Below are 16,419 nucleotides of genomic sequence, written 5' to 3'. Positions count from 1 at the left end.
GGGGGGCCGGTGACACTGGTGTTAGCGCGACCCTTTGACCGTCCGGGGCGTACGACGAGTCATGAACATGCTCGTCGACGGCGAGTGGCGAACAGATGCCTACGAGACCACCAGTGACGACGGCTCGTTCGAGCGCCAGGAGACGACGTTTCGCGACCGGATCCGCGACGATCCCGACGCGGAGTTTCAGCCCGAGGCCGGCCGCTACCACCTCTACGTCTCCTACGCCTGCCCGTGGGCCCACCGGACGCTCGTGACGCGCGCGCTGAAGGGACTCGAGGACGCGATCTCCGTCTCGGTCGTCGACCCGTACCGCGACGAAGACGGCTGGCAGTTCCCGCCCGGCAAGGAGGGCTGTACGCGCGATCACGTTCACGACGCCGACTATCTCCGAGAGCTCTACGTCCGGGCCGACCCCGACGTCACCGCTCGCGTGACGGTCCCAGTGCTCTGGGACACGGAGACGGACACGATCGTCAACAACGAGTCCAAAGAAATCATGCGGATGCTCGACACTGAGTTCGACTCGGTCGCCTCGAGAGACGTCGACCTCTACCCCGAGGGGTACCAGGAGGAGGTCGATCGCATCATCGAGGAGATCTACGAACCGGTCAACAACGGCGTCTACCGGGCCGGATTCGCGACCGATCAGGGCCCGTACGACGAGGCAGTCGACGATCTCTTCTCCGCGCTCGACCACTGGGACGACGTTCTGGCCGACCAGCGCTACCTCGCTGGCGATCGGCTCACGGAAGCCGACATCGCGATGTTCACGACGCTCGTCCGATTCGACAACGTCTACCACACCCACTTCATGTGTAACGTCCAGTTCATCCGGGAGTACGAGAACCTCTGGCCCTACCTCCGCGATCTATATCAAACGCCAGGCGTGGCGGAGACCGTGAATATGGACCACATCAAAGAACACTACTACACGACTCATCCGGACGTCAATCCCCACCGGATCGTCGCCCGCGGCCCCGATCCGGCGTTCGATGCGCCGCACGATCGGGACGAACTGCCTGGTGCGCCGCCGTCGGGACTCGAGGCGGCGAGCGCGGACGACTGATCAGGTGTCTCCCGGCGGACGACCGGACTCGCGACGCCACTTCTCGAAGCTGTGCTCCTCTTCGTCCGGTGCGAGGAAGGCTCGCCAGATGAGCCAGCCGATCACGAACAGCGGCAACACCGGGAGGAGAACGATAACGACGAGCGCCGCTACGACGTAGCCGAAGATGGACATCTGACTGTTCGGGCCGTAGCCCGTCGACTCGGCCACCCTGGTTGACATGTGTGAGTGTAGAACCGTCCCGATATTCCGTCTTTCGATCTCGAGAACGTCACGGACGAGACTGTCTCGTGGGGAGTCGGACGGCTGACCGGGGTACCGTCCTCCGGAGATCAGGGCGCCTCGAGCCCGTCTCGACCCTCCTCGTCGTCCGCGAGGACTTCGGCGGCGTCGTCCTGCGGGCGGTAGCCGAGTTCGAGCATCGTCTCCGAGAGCGAGAGGAACCGGTCGCTGTTGCGGGAGATGCCGTGGGCGGTCAGGGGGGTCGTCGGGAGCGTCTCCGTCGCGGCCGCGTGGACGACGCGCTGGCAGTCGCCGGGACTGAGCCACATCGCGCGGGCGTAGCGCTCGCCGGCGCCGTCCCGGTCGGCGACCTCGCTCCGCAGTTCGTCGCGGGTAAGCAGCCAGCCGATCCGGAGGTTGACCACGTCCAGACCGTGGCGATTCGCGTAGTAGTGGCCCATCCCCTCGCCGAACACCTTGGTGACGCCGTAGTAGGTGTCGGGCGCCGGGGGATCGTCGGGGCGCACGACGTCGGGAGATCCGTTCGTCGACTCCGGCCGCGTCGGCGAGACGGTGTTGTCCATGTTGACCGCGTGGTTCGAACTCGAGAAGACGACCCGCTCGAGGTCGTTCTCGACGGCGGCCGCGTAGGCGTTGTAGACGCCCTCAACGTTCGGCCCGGAGACCGCGTCCCACTCGGCCCGGGGGTCCGGGTTCGCCGCCAGGTGGATCAGCACGTCCTGGCCCTCGAGCGCGTCGACGAACGTCTCGCGGTCGCTGATCTCGATCGGTGTGGTCTCGAGGTCCTCGGACTCGCTGTGGGAGAACAGGGTGAGCTCGTCGTCCGGAAACGCCTCGATCGCCTGCCTGCCGACGTTGCCGGAGGCGCCAGTGATCGCGATCTTGGTCATGGGGAGGTCGACAGTAGCCAGGCCAAAATAGGCCGGGCTGGCGCGTTCCGGGATCCCTCGCCCGCCGCCGGATGACGGACGAGCGACGACTTTTGCGTGTCCGGATCGTACTCCCCGTATGGTCTCGAGCGGCACTCTCGAGCGCGCGATCGAAACGTACAACGAGTACCGGAGTCCGATGGCGACAGCAGAACTGCTCGAGACGAGCAGCGACGCCTTTCTCGTCCGCTTCGAGGGACCCTTCTGCCGGATGTGCTGCGACTACGACTACTTCGAGGATCTGATCTACGAACTCGACGAGTACGGCGTCGATCCCGACGCGCTCGCGGTCGCCGAAATCGAGTACGCGGGCGAGGAGCGGTTCGTCGTGACGTTCGCGGCCAGCGAGCCGGCAGGAAAGGCTACCGACTACTCCGGGTTCGGCGTCGGCAACGCCCGGTAGCGCCGCGGCGGCACGAGGTAGTTCGCCCGCCGGCGGACCCGCACGTACTGGAGAATGCCGTTGTTCAACCGAGAGTCGATCGCGCCGTCGGTAAGATCGCCGCCGGTCATCGCCGCTCGAGTGGCGACGAAGTCGGCGATCGACCGCTGGTGAGAGAGGAACTGCAGCCCCGCCTGGTCGTCGTCGGTCGAGTTGAAATCCCGCCGGAGGATGATCGGGTCGCCGTCCTCTCGGGCGCGGCCGGCCTTCTGGGCGTGCCCGACCAGTCCGTTCCGCGCGTCGGTCTCAGCATCCTCGATACAGCCCTCGACGCCGCTCGAGTCGCCGAGATTGTGGCCGGCGCCCTCGACGCGGTCCTCGTCGGCGTGGGCCGGACAGAACAGTTTGGCGACGCGCTGGTCGCGACTGTCCTGTTCGTACCACTGCTGGAGGTTGAGATCGATCTTCGAGAGATGGGTCGTCGTTCCGCCCTCGAAGGGACCGTCGGGGATCGTCACGCGATCCTCGCTGGCCTGGTTGCGCTCGAAGCCGGACTTGAATCCCATGAAGAACGGGGCGTCGTCGGGAACCGGCTCACTGTCCGGGATACCGCGGGTCTCGGCTTGGTTCTCCGCCGGGATCCCCTCGCCGACGAACCCAGTCCGGCGGTCGGTCACCTCGAGCACTCCCTCGAGGGTACCCTCGACGGAGACGTCGTTGATCTCCTCGAGCGCGCCCGTGAGCGCCTCCTCGGCGCTCAGGATGACGTGGCCGTGATCGCTGGCGAGGTGAAGCAGGGCGTCGTGGGCGTCGAGGTCCGGATCCTCGATCGGGGCGAGCGGTTCGGGCTCGGGCAGGTCGACTCCTTCCGGGAGATCGCCGTCGAAGCGATCGAAGTAGGTCGGTCCGTAGCCGACGGTAAACGCGAGACCGTCGTTGCCGCGACCGTAGGCTCGTTCGAGCGTCGTGAACGCGTCCTCGAGGCGCTCGCGCTCGGCGTCGTCGGGGTCGCCGGAGCCGTCGAGACCGCCGCCGACGTACTCGAGGCCGAGCAGGAGGTGGTGTTCGGGCGGCCTGACGTTGCCGTGGTCGTCCCGGTCGAGAAACTCGTTCCAGGCGTGCTGGCGGTCGGGGAGTTCCTCGGGGTCGAGATCGGCCTGGGGGACGTCCGCGTCCTCCTCACGGCTGGTGCAGGCGGCCAGCGCACCCGCACCGCCGACGGCGACCGCGCTCCGAACGAACGCTCGGCGCGAGAGACCGCGGTCCGGGCGGGGCATACTCATCCCTGAGCCGTGCGTCCTCAAGGAAATTCCGGTCAAACGGGGACTCGAGCAGAGGCGAGAAGAAGCGAAAAGAAGTGAGAGCGCACTCGAGTATCGAGCCGCACGAGTTGACTGCGGTGAGGGGGTTCCCAACCGATACAGTCATTTCGGCGAGAAACGATACGTGCTAGCATGAACCAGGTCGAGGTGTTCGAAGAGATCGACGCACCCCCAGACGTCGTCTGGGACGTCCTCCTCGAGTTCAGCAGCGATCCGACGATAAACCCGTTCGTCCGGTCGATGGACGACGTTCCGGTCGTCGGCGAGCGACTCCGCTCCCGAGCGTCGTCCGGATCCCGATCCAGTACCTTCCAGCCGGAAGTGATCGCCATCGAGGAGGGCCGGCGACTCGTCTGGCTCGGTCGGCTGTTCCTCCCGTTTACGTTCGACGGCTACCACGAGTTCCACCTCGAGCCGATCGACGACGGCTCGCGCACGCGGCTCCTCCAGCGCGAGACGGTGCGCGGTGCGCTCGTCCCGCTGCTGTTCGACGCACGGCGGTTCGAGCGCGAGTTCAGGAAGACGAACGAGACGATCAAGGAACGCGCCGAAGCGCGTGTGGCGGCCTGAGCGGTACCGAGTCTCGAGACGGACTCAGTACAGGCTCGTGATCCCCTCGAGCGACTCGATCTCGTGGGTCGGCTCGGTCGGAAGCTCGTATCCGTGGCGGTGGTCGCGACGGATGAAGGCCGAGTCGATACCGAGCGCGTCGGCTGCCGCAACGTCGACGCGGCTATCGCCCACGTACAGCGGGTTCTCGACGCCGAGATCGGTGATCGCCTGCTCGAGATAGTACGGTTCCGGCTTCTTGCGCTCGATCCCCTCGAGCGTCGGCTCGCGGCCGTACCAGACGTCGAACGGCGTGAGCGAACAGTGCTCGAGGATGTTCCCGATCGTCTCGTGCTGGTTGTTGCTGACGATCGCCGTCGGTGCCTCGAGGGACTCGAGCGCCGATACGTCCTCGTACGGACACTTTCGGCCGGTTCGGAGCTCCTCGAGTTGCGCCTCGATCGCTGCGCGTTCGCGCGCCTCCCACAGGGTCGACGGCTCGACGTTGTACTCGTCGGCGATCCGGCGAAGGGAGGCGACGTCGGGACCGAGCAGCGTCTCGATCTCGGCGTTCGTCGGCTCCCCCGCGCCGACGTCCGCGAAGGCGCCGTGGATCGCCTCGAGCAGAACGTCGCGGTCCGTCGGCGTCGTCAACACGCCGTCGTTGTCGAACACGAATGCGTCGTACTCCATCTTTCGTTGGGGCCGCTACGCCTCGCAGGGTTTTCGGCGTTGTGCCCGCCACAGGCGCGTCGCCTATTTATTTGACATCGTGCTCCCACCGTGGCCGTCCGCGTCCGGAAGTTGAAGTACGGGCGGGCGGCCAGAGGGAGCGATGTTCCACGAAACAGGCGTCCGTCACGCGAGAACCGAGCCGTCCGACCGGTCGCGGAGCGGGGTGGGCGATGGGTCATAGAGCCCTCGTCGCGTACGGGCGACCGGACCGCCTCTACGACCTTCGATACAGCCACTGGGGCGGCGAGGAACTCACGCTGGCGTCACAGCTCACGGCCGAGACGCCGCTGGCCGAGGGCTGCGTCGAGCCGTCGCTGCTCGCCGACTCGATCACGCGCGACCGGATCCTCACGGACTTTCTCGACCCCTGCATCCACGAGGCGCTGTACCTCGTCGATCTCGGCGAGGCGATCGAATCGTATCGCGTCTGCTGGCTCGAGTGGAGCGACGGCCAGGACGAGAACCGGGGCGCCATCGTCGAACTCGCGCCGGGAACCGACGACCGCGACTTTCGGACCTGGTTTCGCGCGACGAAAACCGTCCTCGGAGACGTCATCGAGATGGGTCGGCTCTCGAGGCGGGCCGCACGGACGTATCTCGAGGCGCGGATCTGCGAGGAGTACGAGGGCGTGCCCTACACGTACGGCGGCGACGAGGCTGACGAGTAGGGTCCGCTCACTCGTCCCAGCGAGCGTCCGCCAGCGTCCGCTGGACGACCTCGTTGCCGACCGCCTCCCCGAGGATCTCGAAGCCGGCGCGCTCGCCCCGGTCGCTCGCGTTCGCGACCAGCCGCGAGACGATGAACTCCGGCGTCGAGCGGCCGACAGTGCCGAAGCGAGGCTGGTAGTCCACGAGCAGTTCGAGGTCGGGGTTCAGCCCCTCAGCGAAGATGCCGTCGACCCGCGCTTCGGGCGGGAGCGGCTCGAGGTCGTCCGCGAGGTGGGTGACGAACACGCCAAGCGCATCCCGCTCGACGGTCAGCGTGACGAGTCCGTGCAGCAGATTCGCCGCGCTGCCGGGCTCCGTGATCGCTTCGAATTCGTCGACGAGCATCAGCGTCTTCCCGTCCGCCGAGAGCGGCGGCACGATCGATTTCAGCGTCGACTCGAGGACGCCCGCGTTGAAGCTGGCGTGACGACGGTGGAAGACCAGCGAGTCGACCGGCGTCACCTCCGCGCGGTCGGCTGGGACCGGCAGTCCCATCGTCGCCAGCAGGACGACCTGGCACAGCGTCTCGAGCAGGGTCGTCTTCCCACCACTGTTCGCCCCGGTCAGCACCGCGACGCGTTCCTCGCCGGGGGCCGAGTCGACGCCCGCCGGCGTCTCGGCGACGTCGTGATCACCGAGCGCGTAGGTGACGGGCTGGACCGATTCCTCGTGGGCCGCGATCATGAGGTTCCGGGCGTTGACGACCGAGACGGTTGCGCTTCCATCACTGCTATCGATAAACGACGGCCTGGTACAGTCGTACGCCAGCGCGAACCGGGCCAGCGAGAGGTGGAACGCGATCTCGTCGACCGCCTCGACCGCCCGATCGACCGCCTCACGGGCGTCCTCGAGCGTCGCCTCGAGTTCGGTTGCGACGGTCTCTTCACGCTCGTCGACCGCCTCGGTGAGGTCGGCTCGCAGCGCTCGAAGCGTCTCGCCCACGAAATCCGTCGCGTCGGCCGCGTCGTTCGGCATCGCCTCGTGGACCCGGTCGATCGTCACGTCCGTCTCGCGAAGAAGGTGATCCTCGAAGGCCTCGCGGAACTCGCTGACGTCTCGAACCCCGTCGTCCCGCAGGTTCTCGATCAGTTCGAGCGCGTTCGCGTCCATGTCCTCGACTGCCCCGAGTGCCGTCCGGAGGCGGTCGAGTTCGTCGTCCGCACCCGCGGTGACGCGACCGCCGTCGAGCGCGGCGAGCGCGTCGGCGGCCTCCGCGAGCGTCTCGCGCTCGAGATCCGCGACGGCCGCGAAGGGGCCGGAGTCGACCCCGGCGTCGGACAGTGCGAGGGCGGCGTCCACGGCCGCGCGTTCGGTGCCGGCGCGCTCGTCGTACCGGTCGTACGCCTCGAGGACAGCCTCCCGATCGCTCTCCTCGAGGTCGCTCCAGGCGTCCCGCGCCGCGAGCACGTCGTCGAGTCGGTTCTCCATCTCCTCGCGGCTGGTGAGCGGGGTGAGCACGCGGATCCGGTCGGCCGCGCGGTCGGTGACGGCGTGATCGACCGCCAGTTCGAGCAGTTCCTTGTACGCCGAGCGGGCGTCGCTCGTCGCCAGCGTGTCCATCCCGTCGCCGCCGGTCGCCCGGCGCAGGATGCGCGTGGCTCGACCCCGGGCGAGGCCGGCGTCCGAGAGCGTGCGCACGTCCCCGCTCTCGATCGCCCGAACCGCCCGCTCCCTGCCGAGTTCGTCGGTCAACGTCTCCCGCGTCTTCGGCCCCACTCCCCAGTACTCCTCGAGTTGCATATCCAAGAGGTTCGAGTCAACGGTCTTGAACACTGTGTCATCGGTCGGCACCTGCACTGTGTTTTCTCGGGGAGCGCCAGCCCCAGTCCGTCCTCCCTCGAGAGAGCTGTTGGCGGCGATACCATTTTTTCGATGCTCCCCGTACGACGCCGTATGTCAACAGACAGCACGCACGCGTCGCTCGATCACGACCGACGATCCTTCCGGTACTACCGGAACGCGGTCGAACGCCACTGGGATCCCCACGAGATCGACCTCGAGCCCGATCGCGAGGCGATCGCCGACGTGCCGACGGAGGCCTTCTACGGCCTGCGGGAGACCCTCGCCCTGTTCGGCGCCGGCGAGGAGGCGGTGACCGAAGACCTCTCGCCGCTCGCGGTCGTCCTCGAGGACGTCGCCGATCAGCTGTTCCTCACGACGCAGCTCTACGAGGAGGCCAAACACGCGGACTTCTTCGATCGCTACTGGCAGACCGTGATCAGCCCCGAGGAGGACCGCCGCGGGCTCGAGCGGTCGTCGCCGACCGACGCACGCTGGTTCAACGAGCCGTACGACGAACTGTTCGAGCGCAACGAGGCCGCGATGCACCGGCTGCTCGTCGAGGATACGCCCGAGAACCGCGCGCTGGCGTACTGTCACTATCACATGACGATCGAAGGGATTCTCGCCCAGACGGGCTACTACGGGGTGCAGACGAACTTCAGCGGCGACTTCCCGGAACTCCCGCGGCTCCCCGGGCTCGTCGAGGGGTTCTCGAGCATCCGGAGCGACGAGGGCCGCCACGTCGGCTTCGGCATGTGGCGGCTCAAGCACCTGGTCCAGGAGGAGGGCGTCGATCCCGAACTCGTCACCGAGACCGTCGGCGAACTCGCGGCGCTCACCCAGCAGATCGTCGGCGGCGCCAGCGAGGACGGGGTACACGGCGTCGAGGAGAGCGAACTGGTGAGCTACGCCGCCGAGAAACACGGCCAGCGGATGGAACAGATCGTCGACGCCTCGACCGAGATGCCGGACGTCGAGGAGCTCGTTCGGCTCGAATAGGCACGTTCTTGCACAACATCTCGTCACGGTGGCGGCATTGACAGCACAAATACGGGGATTTTTATCCACTCGAGACGCTACGGTCGACCATGACTGATGGGCGGGGCGAAACTCCCCGGCGAACAGGAATGACCGAAAAGTGCGGCGTGGTCGGCGTCTCACTGGACGGTCGACCGGCGGCACGACCGTTGTACTACGCGCTCTACGCACTCCAGCACCGCGGCCAGGAGTCCGCCGGGATCGTCACCCACGACGGCTTCCAGCAACACAGCCACGTCGACATGGGGCTCGTCGGCGACGTTTTCGAGGAGGACGACCTCGACATGTTGAACGGGGCGGCCGGAATCGGCCACGTTCGGTATCCGACGGCCGGCTCGGTCGATTCCTGCTGCGCACAGCCCTTCTCGGTCTCGTTCAAGAGCGGCTCGCTCGGCCTCTCGCACAACGGGAACCTCGTCAACGCCGACGAGATCCGCGACGAACTGGCGGCCGTCGGCCACGCCTTCACCAGCGACGGCGACACCGAGGTGATCGCCCACGACCTCGCGCGCAACCTGCTCGAGGAGGACCTCGTCCGGGCGGTCAAGCGCACGATGGGGCGGATCCACGGCTCCTACGCCCTGACGATCAGCCACGACGACACCGTCCTCGGCGTGCGCGATCCGGAGGGAAACCGCCCGCTCTGCATCGGGAAGCTCGATGACGGCTACATCCTCGCCTCCGAATCGGCAGCGATCGACACGCTCGACGGGGAACTCGTCCGCGACGTCCAGCCGGGCGAACTGGTCGTCCTCCAGGAAGACGGGCAGGGGTTCGACTCCTACCAGCTGATCGATCGCGAGAGTACGGCTCACTGCTTCTTCGAACACGTCTACTTCGCCCGCCCGGATAGCATCATCGACGACACGCTCGTCTACGAGGCGCGCCGGAACCTGGGGCGCAGGCTCTGGGAGGAAAGCGGGGTCGAGACCGACGTCGTGATGCCGGTCCCCGACTCCGGGCGAGCGTTCGCTTCGGGGTACGCCGATGCTGCGGGCGAAACGACTCCCGACGGCGAATCTCGTACCGAAGACGACGACGGCGTCGAGTTCGCCGAAGGGCTGATGAAGAACCGCTACGTCGGACGCACGTTCATCATGCCGAGCCAGGACGAACGCGAGCGCGCGGTTCGCCTGAAGCTCAACCCGATCAAGTCCACGATCGAGGGCAAGACCGTCACCGTCATCGACGACTCGATCGTCCGCGGAACGACCTCGACGCAGCTCGTCCAACTGCTCAAAGACTGCGGTGCCAAGGAGGTCCACGTCCGTATCGGCGCACCGCCGATCGTCGCCCCCTGCTATATGGGGATCGATATGGCCACCCGCGAGGAGCTGATCGCCTCGGACAAGACGAGTGAAGAGATCCGTGACGCCATCGACGCCGACAGCCTCGCGTACCTCTCGACCGACGCCGTCGCCGACGTGCTCGAACAAGAGCGGATCGACCTCTGTCTGGGCTGCGTGACCGGCGAGTACCCCTACGACATCGAGGGCGAAGAGAGCGATCGCGACGTCGTCAGGCCGGAACTCGAGGGGCGGACGATACACGCCGACGACTGACGCCAGGTGACGACTCCCGCGCTGTCTCCAGCTAATTTCGTCTTCCAATCAGTTGTAAACTGAGACAATACTTATTCGACTACCTGTAGACCACAATCGTGCTGCATGGTGTCACGAGGCAATTCGTTCGAAACTGAGGAATCGGCATGACTCGTCGGCGGACGTTTCTCGCACTGCTCGGTGCGGCGACAGTGGCGAGCGCGACGAGTACTGGAACGGCAGACGAAACCGACGGAGAACGGGAAGTGGAACCGACGGTGCCGATGGAGGATCTCGAGCCCGCAGAGGCGCTGCTCGCGTACGTCGTCGCGAACTACGGCGACCGCCTCGACGACGAGGACCGCGAGGTGATCCACGAAGGGATCGAGGGCTCGCTCGCCTCCGCCGACGCGTTCCGGGAGGTCGGACTCGAGAACGCGGACGAGCCGGCATACGGGTTCAGCGCGTACCGGGGTGACTGGTCGTGATTCCCGACGAGGTGCTCGTCGAACCGGTCGACGAACTCGGCCGACGGCTTCGCGACGGCGAGTTTACTGTCCGAGAGCTGACGGAAGCGTACCTCGACCGACTCGAGCGAGTCGGTCCCGAACTCAACGCCGTCGTGACGGTCACCGACGAGCGGGCGCTGGCGGCGGCCGACCGCCTCGACGAGGAACTCGAGGCCGGCGAGGACCGCGGTCCGTTACACGGAATCCCCTACGGCGTGAAGGACCTCGTCGCCACCGAGGACGCCCCGACGACCTGGGGCGCGGAGCCGTACCGCGACCAGGAGTTCGACGAGGACGCCGCCGTGGTCCGCCGGCTCGACGAGGCCGGCGGCGTGTTGCTCGGGAAACTCGCGATGGTCGAACTCGCCGGCGGCTTCGGCTACGACAGCGCGGACGCCACCTTCTCCGGCCCCGGACGGAACCCGTGGGACGTCGAGGCCTGGGCCGGCGGCTCCTCGAGCGGCTCCGCGTCGGCGGTCGCGGCCGGACTCGTCGGCTTCGCGATCGGGACGGAGACCTGGGGATCGCTCAACACGCCGGCGGCCTTTTCGGGGATCAGCGCGGTTCGGCCGACCTACGACCTGGTGAGCCGCGACGGCGTCATGGCGCTGTCGTGGACGATGGACAAGGTCGGTCCGATGTGCCGAACCGTCGGCGGCTGTCGGCGCGTCCTCGAGGCGATCGCGGAACCGCGTCCGGCCGATCGGCCCGGACGGGGTCCGCCGAAGGGCAAACCGGGTGCTCCTCGTGCCGACGGCCGGAAGAACGGCTTCACGATCGCCGTCCCCGAGGACGCGGGCGAGGGCGAACAGGAGGGCGTCCGCGAGAACTTCGAGCGCTCGCTCGAGACGCTCTCTGAGTTCGCGACGCTCGAGCGCGTCTCGCTGCCCGACCTGCCGTACGCCGCGATGGCGGGGACGATCATCGACGCCGAGGCCGCGGCGGCGTTCGAGACGCTAATCGAGAGCGGAGAGGTTCACGAACTCGACGACGAGATCCACCAGCTCGGCAGCTACCGGGCGAGCACCGTGCTCGCGAAGGACTACGTCAACGCCAACCGCGTTCGGACGAAGGCACAGCGCCGGCTCGACGAACTCCTCACCGAGTACGACGCGCTCGTCTCTCCCGCGCGGAACTCCGTGGCGAACCCGATCGAGGAGTCGCTCGCGGAGTTCTTCGGCCAGTTCGAGACCCCACCTGTGAACGCCGCCGCGAACGTGACCGGGCTGCCGGGCGTGACGATCCCGAACGGCTTCGGCGAGCGCGATCTCCCGACGGCCGTCGAGTTCGTCGGTCGCGCCTGGGAGGAACCGACGGTGCTCGCGCTCGCGTGCGAGTACGAACGACGGACCGAGCACGTCGACCACGCGGCGCTGGTCGAGGGGCTCGAGGAGCGGACGATGCACGCCGACGACTGAGCCGCGCTACCAGAGTCCGGGAACGAGTCGGTACGGTGTCCGGTCCGCGTACTCGGCATAGGCGTCACCCAGGGTATCACGGAGGGCACGCTCCTCGACGCGGATCCGGTAGCCGTAGCCCGCCAGCCCGGCGACGAAAACGACGGCGATACTCAGCCAGTTGCCGACAGCGATACCGACGCCGAGGAGCGAGAGCAAGGCACCGGTGTACGACGGATGGCGGACCCACCGGTACGGCCCCGAGTCGATCACCTCGTCGTCCGCGTCGACGGTAACCTCGAGCGAGAACCCGTTTCCGAGCGTCCGAACCGCGTACTGCCGGACGGCGACGCCGAGCAGGATCGTTCCGAGTCCGGCCCAGAAGGCGACCGCCGGCGACGGGACTCGCGGTGCGGGAACGATCAGCGGGAGCAGTGCGGCGGCGAGGATACCTCCGACGACGGCCGCGCCGATGGCGTGTTTCGATCCTTTGTCTTGCGATCCCTCGACCGTTCTCCGGTACCGGAAACCGATGGACCAGTCCGAGACGATCCAGACGCCGACGACGACGAAGAAGGCGGCCGTCGACGGGAGTTCCGGACCGGACTGCGGGATCATACGGCAGCATATTCCCCGGCGAGGATAAGTGTTGGTCATCTGCCACGGACGGCGAGTACGCCCCGATGACGAACTCGTCACCTGTGAGGGACGAGGGCCAGTGGCCGCCTACCCGCCCACGATCGAGCCGCCGTTGATGTGGAGGGTCTGCCCGCTGACGTACGAGGAGTCCTCGCAGGCGAGGAAGACGTACGCCGGCCCGAGTTCGCTGGGCTGGCCCGGACGCCCCATCGGGACGTCCTGGCCGAACTCCTCGACCATTTCCGGGTCGTAGTCGCCGATCGTCGCGGGGATCAGCGGCGTCCAGATCGGGCCGGGGGCGACCTGGTTGACGCGGATTCCCTCGCCCGCAAGCTGCTGGGACAGCGATCGCGTGAAGGCGACGATCGCGCCCTTCGTCGTGGAGTAGTCGACCAGGGTCGCCTTCCCGGCGAACGCGTTTATCGAGGTCGTGTTGACGATCGTATCGCCGTCCTCGAGGTGCGGCAGCGCCGCTTTGGTCATGTAGAAGTAGCCGTGGATGTTCGTCGCGAACGTCTCCTCCCACTGCTCGTCGGTGATGTCGGTCAGCTCGGTCTTGACGACCTGGGCCGCGGCGTTGTTGACCAGCACGTTCACGTCGCCGAACTCGTCGATCACTTCCTCGACGGCCGCCTGACAGAACGCGCTGTCCCGGACGTCGCCCCCGATGGTCAGACACTCCCCGCCCTCGTCCTCGATCATCTCGGCCGTCGTCTCGGCGTCCTCCTCCTCGTCGAGGTACATTACGGCGACGTCGGCACCTTCCCGGGCGAAGTGTACTGCGGCGGCTCGGCCGATCCCGCTGTCCCCGCCGGTGACGATCGCGACCTTCCCTTCGAGTTTGCCGCTGCCCTGGTAGCTGTCGCGGATGAACTCGGCGGACGGCTCCATCTCACTCTCGACCCCGGGCTGTCGGTCCTGCTTCTGGGGCTCGATCTCGTCGGCTTTTTTGCGCGCTTCCTGACGTGTCATGGACGGCCGTATCGCCGGGCGACGGTTGGGCGTGTCCGTTGCTATAGAATGGTCCCTCGATCCCCGAGATCGGTCCATCCGTGTCCTGCCAGCGATGACGGGCGGGCCGTGACGCGTTCCGCGAGCGTGACCGGCCTCTCGGGGGTAACGCTCTCCGGACGGGTCGTCGAGCGTGATGGGGCCGGCGGATCGACGCCGTCCCGGTCCGAATTCTAGAGAGAGTTTCAACGGATACCCCCCGGATATTGAATAACGTTCATCAGTCGATACGTCGTCGTTCCAGTACGAGACGTGCGCTCGCCCCGTCCCGTCGTTTCGAGAACGACCTCGAGCCGTTGACGTCCCCACTGACCACGTATGTCTACCATCAAACGCGCTTCGCGAAAGGAACTGACCGCAACGGAGATACTCGACGTCTTAGAGGACGGCGGTCGCGTCGTCATCGAGGTATCGATCCTCGGAAAGACGACGAACGTCGTCATTCGAAAGCACGAGGGCACCTACTACTGCGACACGCCGATGAAACTCCTCACTCACGACAGTCGGGAGGAACTCCGCGACTGTCTGGAGCAGTTTCGGCTGGCGAAACGCGAGAGCAACGTCGAACCCGAACCAGCGAGTGTCACCCCGTAACCGGCGTCTGTGCCAACTTCGGATCGATACTCGAGCGAGCCGTTTACCCACCAGTACGGCGGCGCGTGTAGAGTATCCCCGCGAGGAGTCCGGTCGCGAGAACGCCGAACAGGGGCCGGATCGGATCGACGTACGCGGCGAGCCACGAACTACTGAACAGCGCGACGAGAACTGCGTTGCAGTGCGGACAGGAAACGGCGAAAAATCCGCTTGCGGCGCCGCCGTACGCACAGTAGTCGCCGGAGCAGTCGGCGAGCGTCGATCGCTGTGCGGCGTACGCGCCGGCGAGAACGGACGTCAGCAGCAAAAACGCGTAATCGAGTGCGGAGTGTGACACCATGCGATCGAAAAACGGCGTCGGGACGAGTCCGGTGACGATGCCGGTACCCACGAAAAAGCCGCCGGCGACGAGGAGCCCGTTTCGAACTGCGTCTCGAGTCGGTTGCACGAGCGAGCGTTCTGCCCGAGAGAACAAAAGCCGTGTCCCGGTCGTGTGCCGCCAGCACACTCACGGCGAATCGCTTCGGTGGTACCCGACGTCTCTCCACCGACACCTGATGACGTCCTCGTGGCGAGCACCGTGGTCGCGAACTACACGGCGCGGTCCAGTAGCCGTCCGTCCGTTTACGCCTGCCCGAATCGCCGCTCGCACCGACCCGGATCAACGGGAGTTATTTAGTTCTCTTACACTAACGATTCCTCGTCTGGATGAAGAAGGCCCTGTGGTATCTCATCGCCGGCACGCGCGGGGGCAAAAATCGGGCGCGGATCATCCGCGCACTCGACGACCGCCCCCGGAACGCGAATCAGTTGGCGGACGAACTCGACGTCAAGTACAATACGGTCCGGTATCATCTCGACATGCTCAGTGACCACGACGTCGTCGAGGAGGGGGACCAGGAGTACGGCAAACTCTACTTCCTGACCGATCAGTTCGAACACCACAGGGACGACTTCGAGTCGATCATCGACAAGGTGGAATAACAGATGGCTATCACAACCGAGGTCACCGTCGCGACTGCGCTTTCGGGCGGCAACATCGTCCTGCTCGCCGCGCTGTCCTACGTCTGGCTCCAGAACTACCGCACGTTCCGAACGCCGCTCGTGCTCGGATTGCTCCTGTTCAGCCTCGTTTTCATGCTCGAGAACGTCGTCGCCGTCTACTTCTTCTTCGCCGAGGAGATGCTGTACGGCTACGAGCCGATCGTTCACCGGGTCATGCTGGCGCTGCGGTCGCTACAGTTCGTCGCGCTGCTCTCGCTCGTCTACGTCACGCTAAAGTAATCCGTCGAACGCGAACGGGGGATCAGCCGGCACTTCGGTCAGTACGTAACGTGTAACAACACGTAGACGACGATCCCGAGCGCGAACGAGATCAGCCACAGACTCGCCGCAACTCGACCGACACGGGCGTGGTTCGTCTGCGAGAGTTCCTCGAGCGGATACGCGCCCGCCAACAGGAGCACGTAGTAGAGCAGCGGAATGCAGACGACCGCGAGGAAGATGTGGACGGCGAGGATCGGCAGGTAGACGAACTGCTCGACGGCCGCGGGACCGGGGAACTCCTGGGGTCCGCCGGTCGCGACGAGTCGGTACAGATAGAGCACCAGAAAGGCCGCGAACAGCCCGAAGGAGGCGAGCATCGCGACGCGGTGGCGGTCGATTCGTCCGCGGCGGATGGCCCGCCAGCCGAGCGCGATCGTCCCGATGGCCGTCGCGCTGATCGCGACGTTGACGTGCGGAATCAGGTCAAGGATCCACTCCGGTGCGGCGGGCACCGTCGACTGCGGGATCTGTCCGCCTGCGGCCGCGAACACGAGCCCCAGCGACACGACGCTTAGAACGACCGTGAGCGGCCGGATGCGCTCTCGAGGGACGTACGCCATGTCTCGAGGTTCGACTGTGCGGAGAAAGGGATTGCTGTCTCGGACGAGACCGCGACCGGACGCCGGCGCGGCCGTTCCGGTCGCA

General features: G+C 66.4%; 19 protein-coding genes and 1 pseudogene. 11 read left to right on the top strand and 9 right to left on the bottom strand.

Features of this window, described 5'->3' with window-relative positions; all coding sequences use genetic code 11:
* The first annotated feature begins 61 nt into the window (after window positions 1–61).
* Window positions 62–1,069, top strand: coding sequence for a glutathione S-transferase family protein (locus CV102_RS08305; RefSeq protein ID WP_148857427.1), 1,008 nt, complete (start codon window positions 62–64; stop codon window positions 1,067–1,069).
* Here CV102_RS08305 and CV102_RS08300 read toward each other — a convergent pair whose 3' ends face one another.
* Complete coding sequence (locus tag CV102_RS08300; RefSeq protein ID WP_148857426.1) at window positions 1,070–1,291, bottom strand: DUF7535 family protein; 222 nt, start codon at window positions 1,289–1,291, stop codon at window positions 1,070–1,072.
* Between the two features lie 110 nt (window positions 1,292–1,401).
* Window positions 1,402–2,202 carry an NAD-dependent epimerase/dehydratase family protein gene (locus CV102_RS08295; RefSeq protein ID WP_148857425.1) on the bottom strand — a complete coding sequence of 267 codons (801 nt, stop codon included), beginning with the start codon at window positions 2,200–2,202 and terminating at the stop codon, window positions 1,402–1,404.
* A 118-nt stretch (window positions 2,203–2,320) separates the two neighbouring features.
* On the opposite strand from CV102_RS08295, the gene CV102_RS08290 reads away from it, so the two are divergent.
* The gene (locus tag CV102_RS08290) at window positions 2,321–2,644 is read left to right on the top strand and encodes a hypothetical protein (RefSeq protein WP_148857424.1); all 324 of its coding nucleotides are present in this window, start codon (window positions 2,321–2,323) and stop codon (window positions 2,642–2,644) included.
* On the opposite strand, the gene CV102_RS08285 is transcribed toward CV102_RS08290, so the two are convergent.
* Window positions 2,611–3,900, bottom strand: coding sequence for a DUF7405 family protein (locus CV102_RS08285; protein ID WP_148857423.1), 1,290 nt, complete (start codon window positions 3,898–3,900; stop codon window positions 2,611–2,613). The genes CV102_RS08290 and CV102_RS08285 overlap by 34 nt on opposite strands.
* Window positions 3,901–4,077: 177 nt before the next feature.
* Here CV102_RS08285 and CV102_RS08280 point away from each other — a divergent pair, with 177 nt between their 5' ends.
* Entirely contained in the window at window positions 4,078–4,515 is a 438-nt protein-coding gene (locus tag CV102_RS08280; RefSeq protein ID WP_148857422.1) for an SRPBCC domain-containing protein, read from the top strand.
* Between the two features lie 24 nt (window positions 4,516–4,539).
* Here CV102_RS08280 and CV102_RS08275 read toward each other — a convergent pair whose 3' ends face one another.
* The gene (locus tag CV102_RS08275) at window positions 4,540–5,187 is read right to left on the bottom strand and encodes an HAD family hydrolase (RefSeq protein WP_148857421.1); all 648 of its coding nucleotides are present in this window, start codon (window positions 5,185–5,187) and stop codon (window positions 4,540–4,542) included.
* Window positions 5,188–5,399: 212 nt separating this feature from the next.
* On the opposite strand from CV102_RS08275, the pseudogene CV102_RS08270 reads away from it, so the two are divergent.
* A pseudogene (locus CV102_RS08270) lies at window positions 5,400–5,894 on the top strand (DUF6735 family protein); the annotation flags it as partial.
* Window positions 5,895–5,904: 10 nt separating this feature from the next.
* Here CV102_RS08270 and CV102_RS08265 read toward each other — a convergent pair.
* Window positions 5,905–7,677, bottom strand: a complete 1,773-nt coding sequence (locus tag CV102_RS08265; protein ID WP_148857420.1) for a MutS-related protein — start codon at window positions 7,675–7,677, stop codon at window positions 5,905–5,907.
* Window positions 7,678–7,830: 153 nt separating this feature from the next.
* On the opposite strand from CV102_RS08265, the gene CV102_RS08260 reads away from it, so the two are divergent.
* The 4 genes from CV102_RS08260 to CV102_RS08245 all read left to right on the top strand — a co-directional run bounded on the left by CV102_RS08260 (window position 7,831) and on the right by CV102_RS08245 (window position 12,225).
* The gene (locus CV102_RS08260; protein WP_148857419.1) at window positions 7,831–8,718 is read left to right on the top strand and encodes a ribonucleotide-diphosphate reductase subunit beta; all 888 of its coding nucleotides are present in this window, start codon (window positions 7,831–7,833) and stop codon (window positions 8,716–8,718) included.
* A 128-nt stretch (window positions 8,719–8,846) separates the two neighbouring features.
* A complete protein-coding gene (gene purF / locus CV102_RS08255) occupies window positions 8,847–10,319 on the top strand; it encodes an amidophosphoribosyltransferase (protein ID WP_148857555.1) in 1,473 nt (490 codons plus the stop codon).
* Between the two features lie 146 nt (window positions 10,320–10,465).
* A complete protein-coding gene (locus CV102_RS08250) occupies window positions 10,466–10,786 on the top strand; it encodes a hypothetical protein (RefSeq protein WP_148857418.1) in 321 nt (106 codons plus the stop codon).
* Window positions 10,783–12,225: an amidase gene (locus CV102_RS08245; RefSeq protein ID WP_222863687.1), complete on the top strand. Its 1,443-nt coding sequence runs from the start codon at window positions 10,783–10,785 to the stop codon at window positions 12,223–12,225. The genes CV102_RS08250 and CV102_RS08245 overlap by 4 nt, the downstream gene beginning before the upstream one ends.
* Before the next feature lie 6 nt (window positions 12,226–12,231).
* Here CV102_RS08245 and CV102_RS08240 read toward each other — a convergent pair whose 3' ends face one another.
* Together CV102_RS08240 and CV102_RS08235 are read right to left on the bottom strand one after the other, a co-directional pair.
* Window positions 12,232–12,822, bottom strand: a complete 591-nt coding sequence (locus CV102_RS08240) for a methyltransferase family protein (protein WP_148857417.1) — start codon at window positions 12,820–12,822, stop codon at window positions 12,232–12,234.
* Window positions 12,823–12,930: 108 nt separating this feature from the next.
* On the bottom strand, window positions 12,931–13,815 hold the full coding sequence (locus tag CV102_RS08235) for an SDR family oxidoreductase (RefSeq protein ID WP_148857416.1): 885 nt from the start codon (window positions 13,813–13,815) through the stop codon (window positions 12,931–12,933).
* A gap of 357 nt (window positions 13,816–14,172) precedes the next feature.
* On the opposite strand from CV102_RS08235, the gene CV102_RS08230 reads away from it, so the two are divergent.
* Window positions 14,173–14,448 carry a hypothetical protein gene (locus CV102_RS08230; RefSeq protein ID WP_148857415.1) on the top strand — a complete coding sequence of 92 codons (276 nt, stop codon included), beginning with the start codon at window positions 14,173–14,175 and terminating at the stop codon, window positions 14,446–14,448.
* 43 nt (window positions 14,449–14,491) lie between these two features.
* On the opposite strand, the gene CV102_RS08225 is transcribed toward CV102_RS08230, so the two are convergent.
* The gene (locus CV102_RS08225; protein ID WP_148857414.1) at window positions 14,492–14,896 is read right to left on the bottom strand and encodes a hypothetical protein; all 405 of its coding nucleotides are present in this window, start codon (window positions 14,894–14,896) and stop codon (window positions 14,492–14,494) included.
* A 260-nt stretch (window positions 14,897–15,156) separates the two neighbouring features.
* Here CV102_RS08225 and CV102_RS08220 point away from each other — a divergent pair, with 260 nt between their 5' ends.
* A complete protein-coding gene (locus CV102_RS08220) occupies window positions 15,157–15,432 on the top strand; it encodes an ArsR/SmtB family transcription factor (protein WP_148857413.1) in 276 nt (91 codons plus the stop codon).
* Between the two features lie 3 nt (window positions 15,433–15,435).
* Complete coding sequence (locus CV102_RS08215) at window positions 15,436–15,732, top strand: hypothetical protein (RefSeq protein ID WP_148857412.1); 297 nt, start codon at window positions 15,436–15,438, stop codon at window positions 15,730–15,732.
* Window positions 15,733–15,770: 38 nt separating this feature from the next.
* Here CV102_RS08215 and CV102_RS08210 read toward each other — a convergent pair whose 3' ends face one another.
* Window positions 15,771–16,334: a DUF420 domain-containing protein gene (locus CV102_RS08210; protein ID WP_148857411.1), complete on the bottom strand. Its 564-nt coding sequence runs from the start codon at window positions 16,332–16,334 to the stop codon at window positions 15,771–15,773.
* Between the last annotated feature and the right edge of the window lie 85 nt (window positions 16,335–16,419).

Source organism: Natronococcus pandeyae (assembly GCF_008122205.1).
Classification (GTDB): domain Archaea; phylum Halobacteriota; class Halobacteria; order Halobacteriales; family Natrialbaceae; genus Natronococcus; species Natronococcus pandeyae.
The sequence above is the reverse complement of the archived record's forward strand: the minus strand, read 5'-3'. Positions and strand labels throughout refer to the sequence as shown.

Bases quoted from the DNA above. Each gene is read 5' to 3' on its own strand.
- CV102_RS08260 (WP_148857419.1), top strand. From the start codon at position 7,831: ATGTCAACAGACAGCACGCACGCGTCGCTCGATCACGACCGACGATCC.
- CV102_RS08305 (WP_148857427.1), top strand. From the start codon at position 62: ATGAACATGCTCGTCGACGGCGAGTGGCGAACAGATGCCTACGAGACC.
- CV102_RS08300 (WP_148857426.1), bottom strand. From the start codon at position 1,291: ATGTCAACCAGGGTGGCCGAGTCGACGGGCTACGGCCCGAACAGTCAG.
- CV102_RS08240 (WP_148857417.1), bottom strand. From the start codon at position 12,822: ATGATCCCGCAGTCCGGTCCGGAACTCCCGTCGACGGCCGCCTTCTTC.
- CV102_RS08215 (WP_148857412.1), top strand. From the start codon at position 15,436: ATGGCTATCACAACCGAGGTCACCGTCGCGACTGCGCTTTCGGGCGGC.
- CV102_RS08210 (WP_148857411.1), bottom strand. From the start codon at position 16,334: ATGGCGTACGTCCCTCGAGAGCGCATCCGGCCGCTCACGGTCGTTCTA.
- CV102_RS08275 (WP_148857421.1), bottom strand. From the start codon at position 5,187: ATGGAGTACGACGCATTCGTGTTCGACAACGACGGCGTGTTGACGACG.
- CV102_RS08295 (WP_148857425.1), bottom strand. From the start codon at position 2,202: ATGACCAAGATCGCGATCACTGGCGCCTCCGGCAACGTCGGCAGGCAG.
- CV102_RS08235 (WP_148857416.1), bottom strand. From the start codon at position 13,815: ATGACACGTCAGGAAGCGCGCAAAAAAGCCGACGAGATCGAGCCCCAG.
- CV102_RS08280 (WP_148857422.1), top strand. From the start codon at position 4,078: ATGAACCAGGTCGAGGTGTTCGAAGAGATCGACGCACCCCCAGACGTC.
- CV102_RS08220 (WP_148857413.1), top strand. From the start codon at position 15,157: ATGAAGAAGGCCCTGTGGTATCTCATCGCCGGCACGCGCGGGGGCAAA.
- CV102_RS08250 (WP_148857418.1), top strand. From the start codon at position 10,466: ATGACTCGTCGGCGGACGTTTCTCGCACTGCTCGGTGCGGCGACAGTG.
- purF (WP_148857555.1), top strand. From the start codon at position 8,847: ATGACCGAAAAGTGCGGCGTGGTCGGCGTCTCACTGGACGGTCGACCG.
- CV102_RS08265 (WP_148857420.1), bottom strand. From the start codon at position 7,677: ATGCAACTCGAGGAGTACTGGGGAGTGGGGCCGAAGACGCGGGAGACG.
- CV102_RS08285 (WP_148857423.1), bottom strand. From the start codon at position 3,900: ATGCCCCGCCCGGACCGCGGTCTCTCGCGCCGAGCGTTCGTTCGGAGC.
- CV102_RS08230 (WP_148857415.1), top strand. From the start codon at position 14,173: ATGTCTACCATCAAACGCGCTTCGCGAAAGGAACTGACCGCAACGGAG.
- CV102_RS08290 (WP_148857424.1), top strand. From the start codon at position 2,321: ATGGTCTCGAGCGGCACTCTCGAGCGCGCGATCGAAACGTACAACGAG.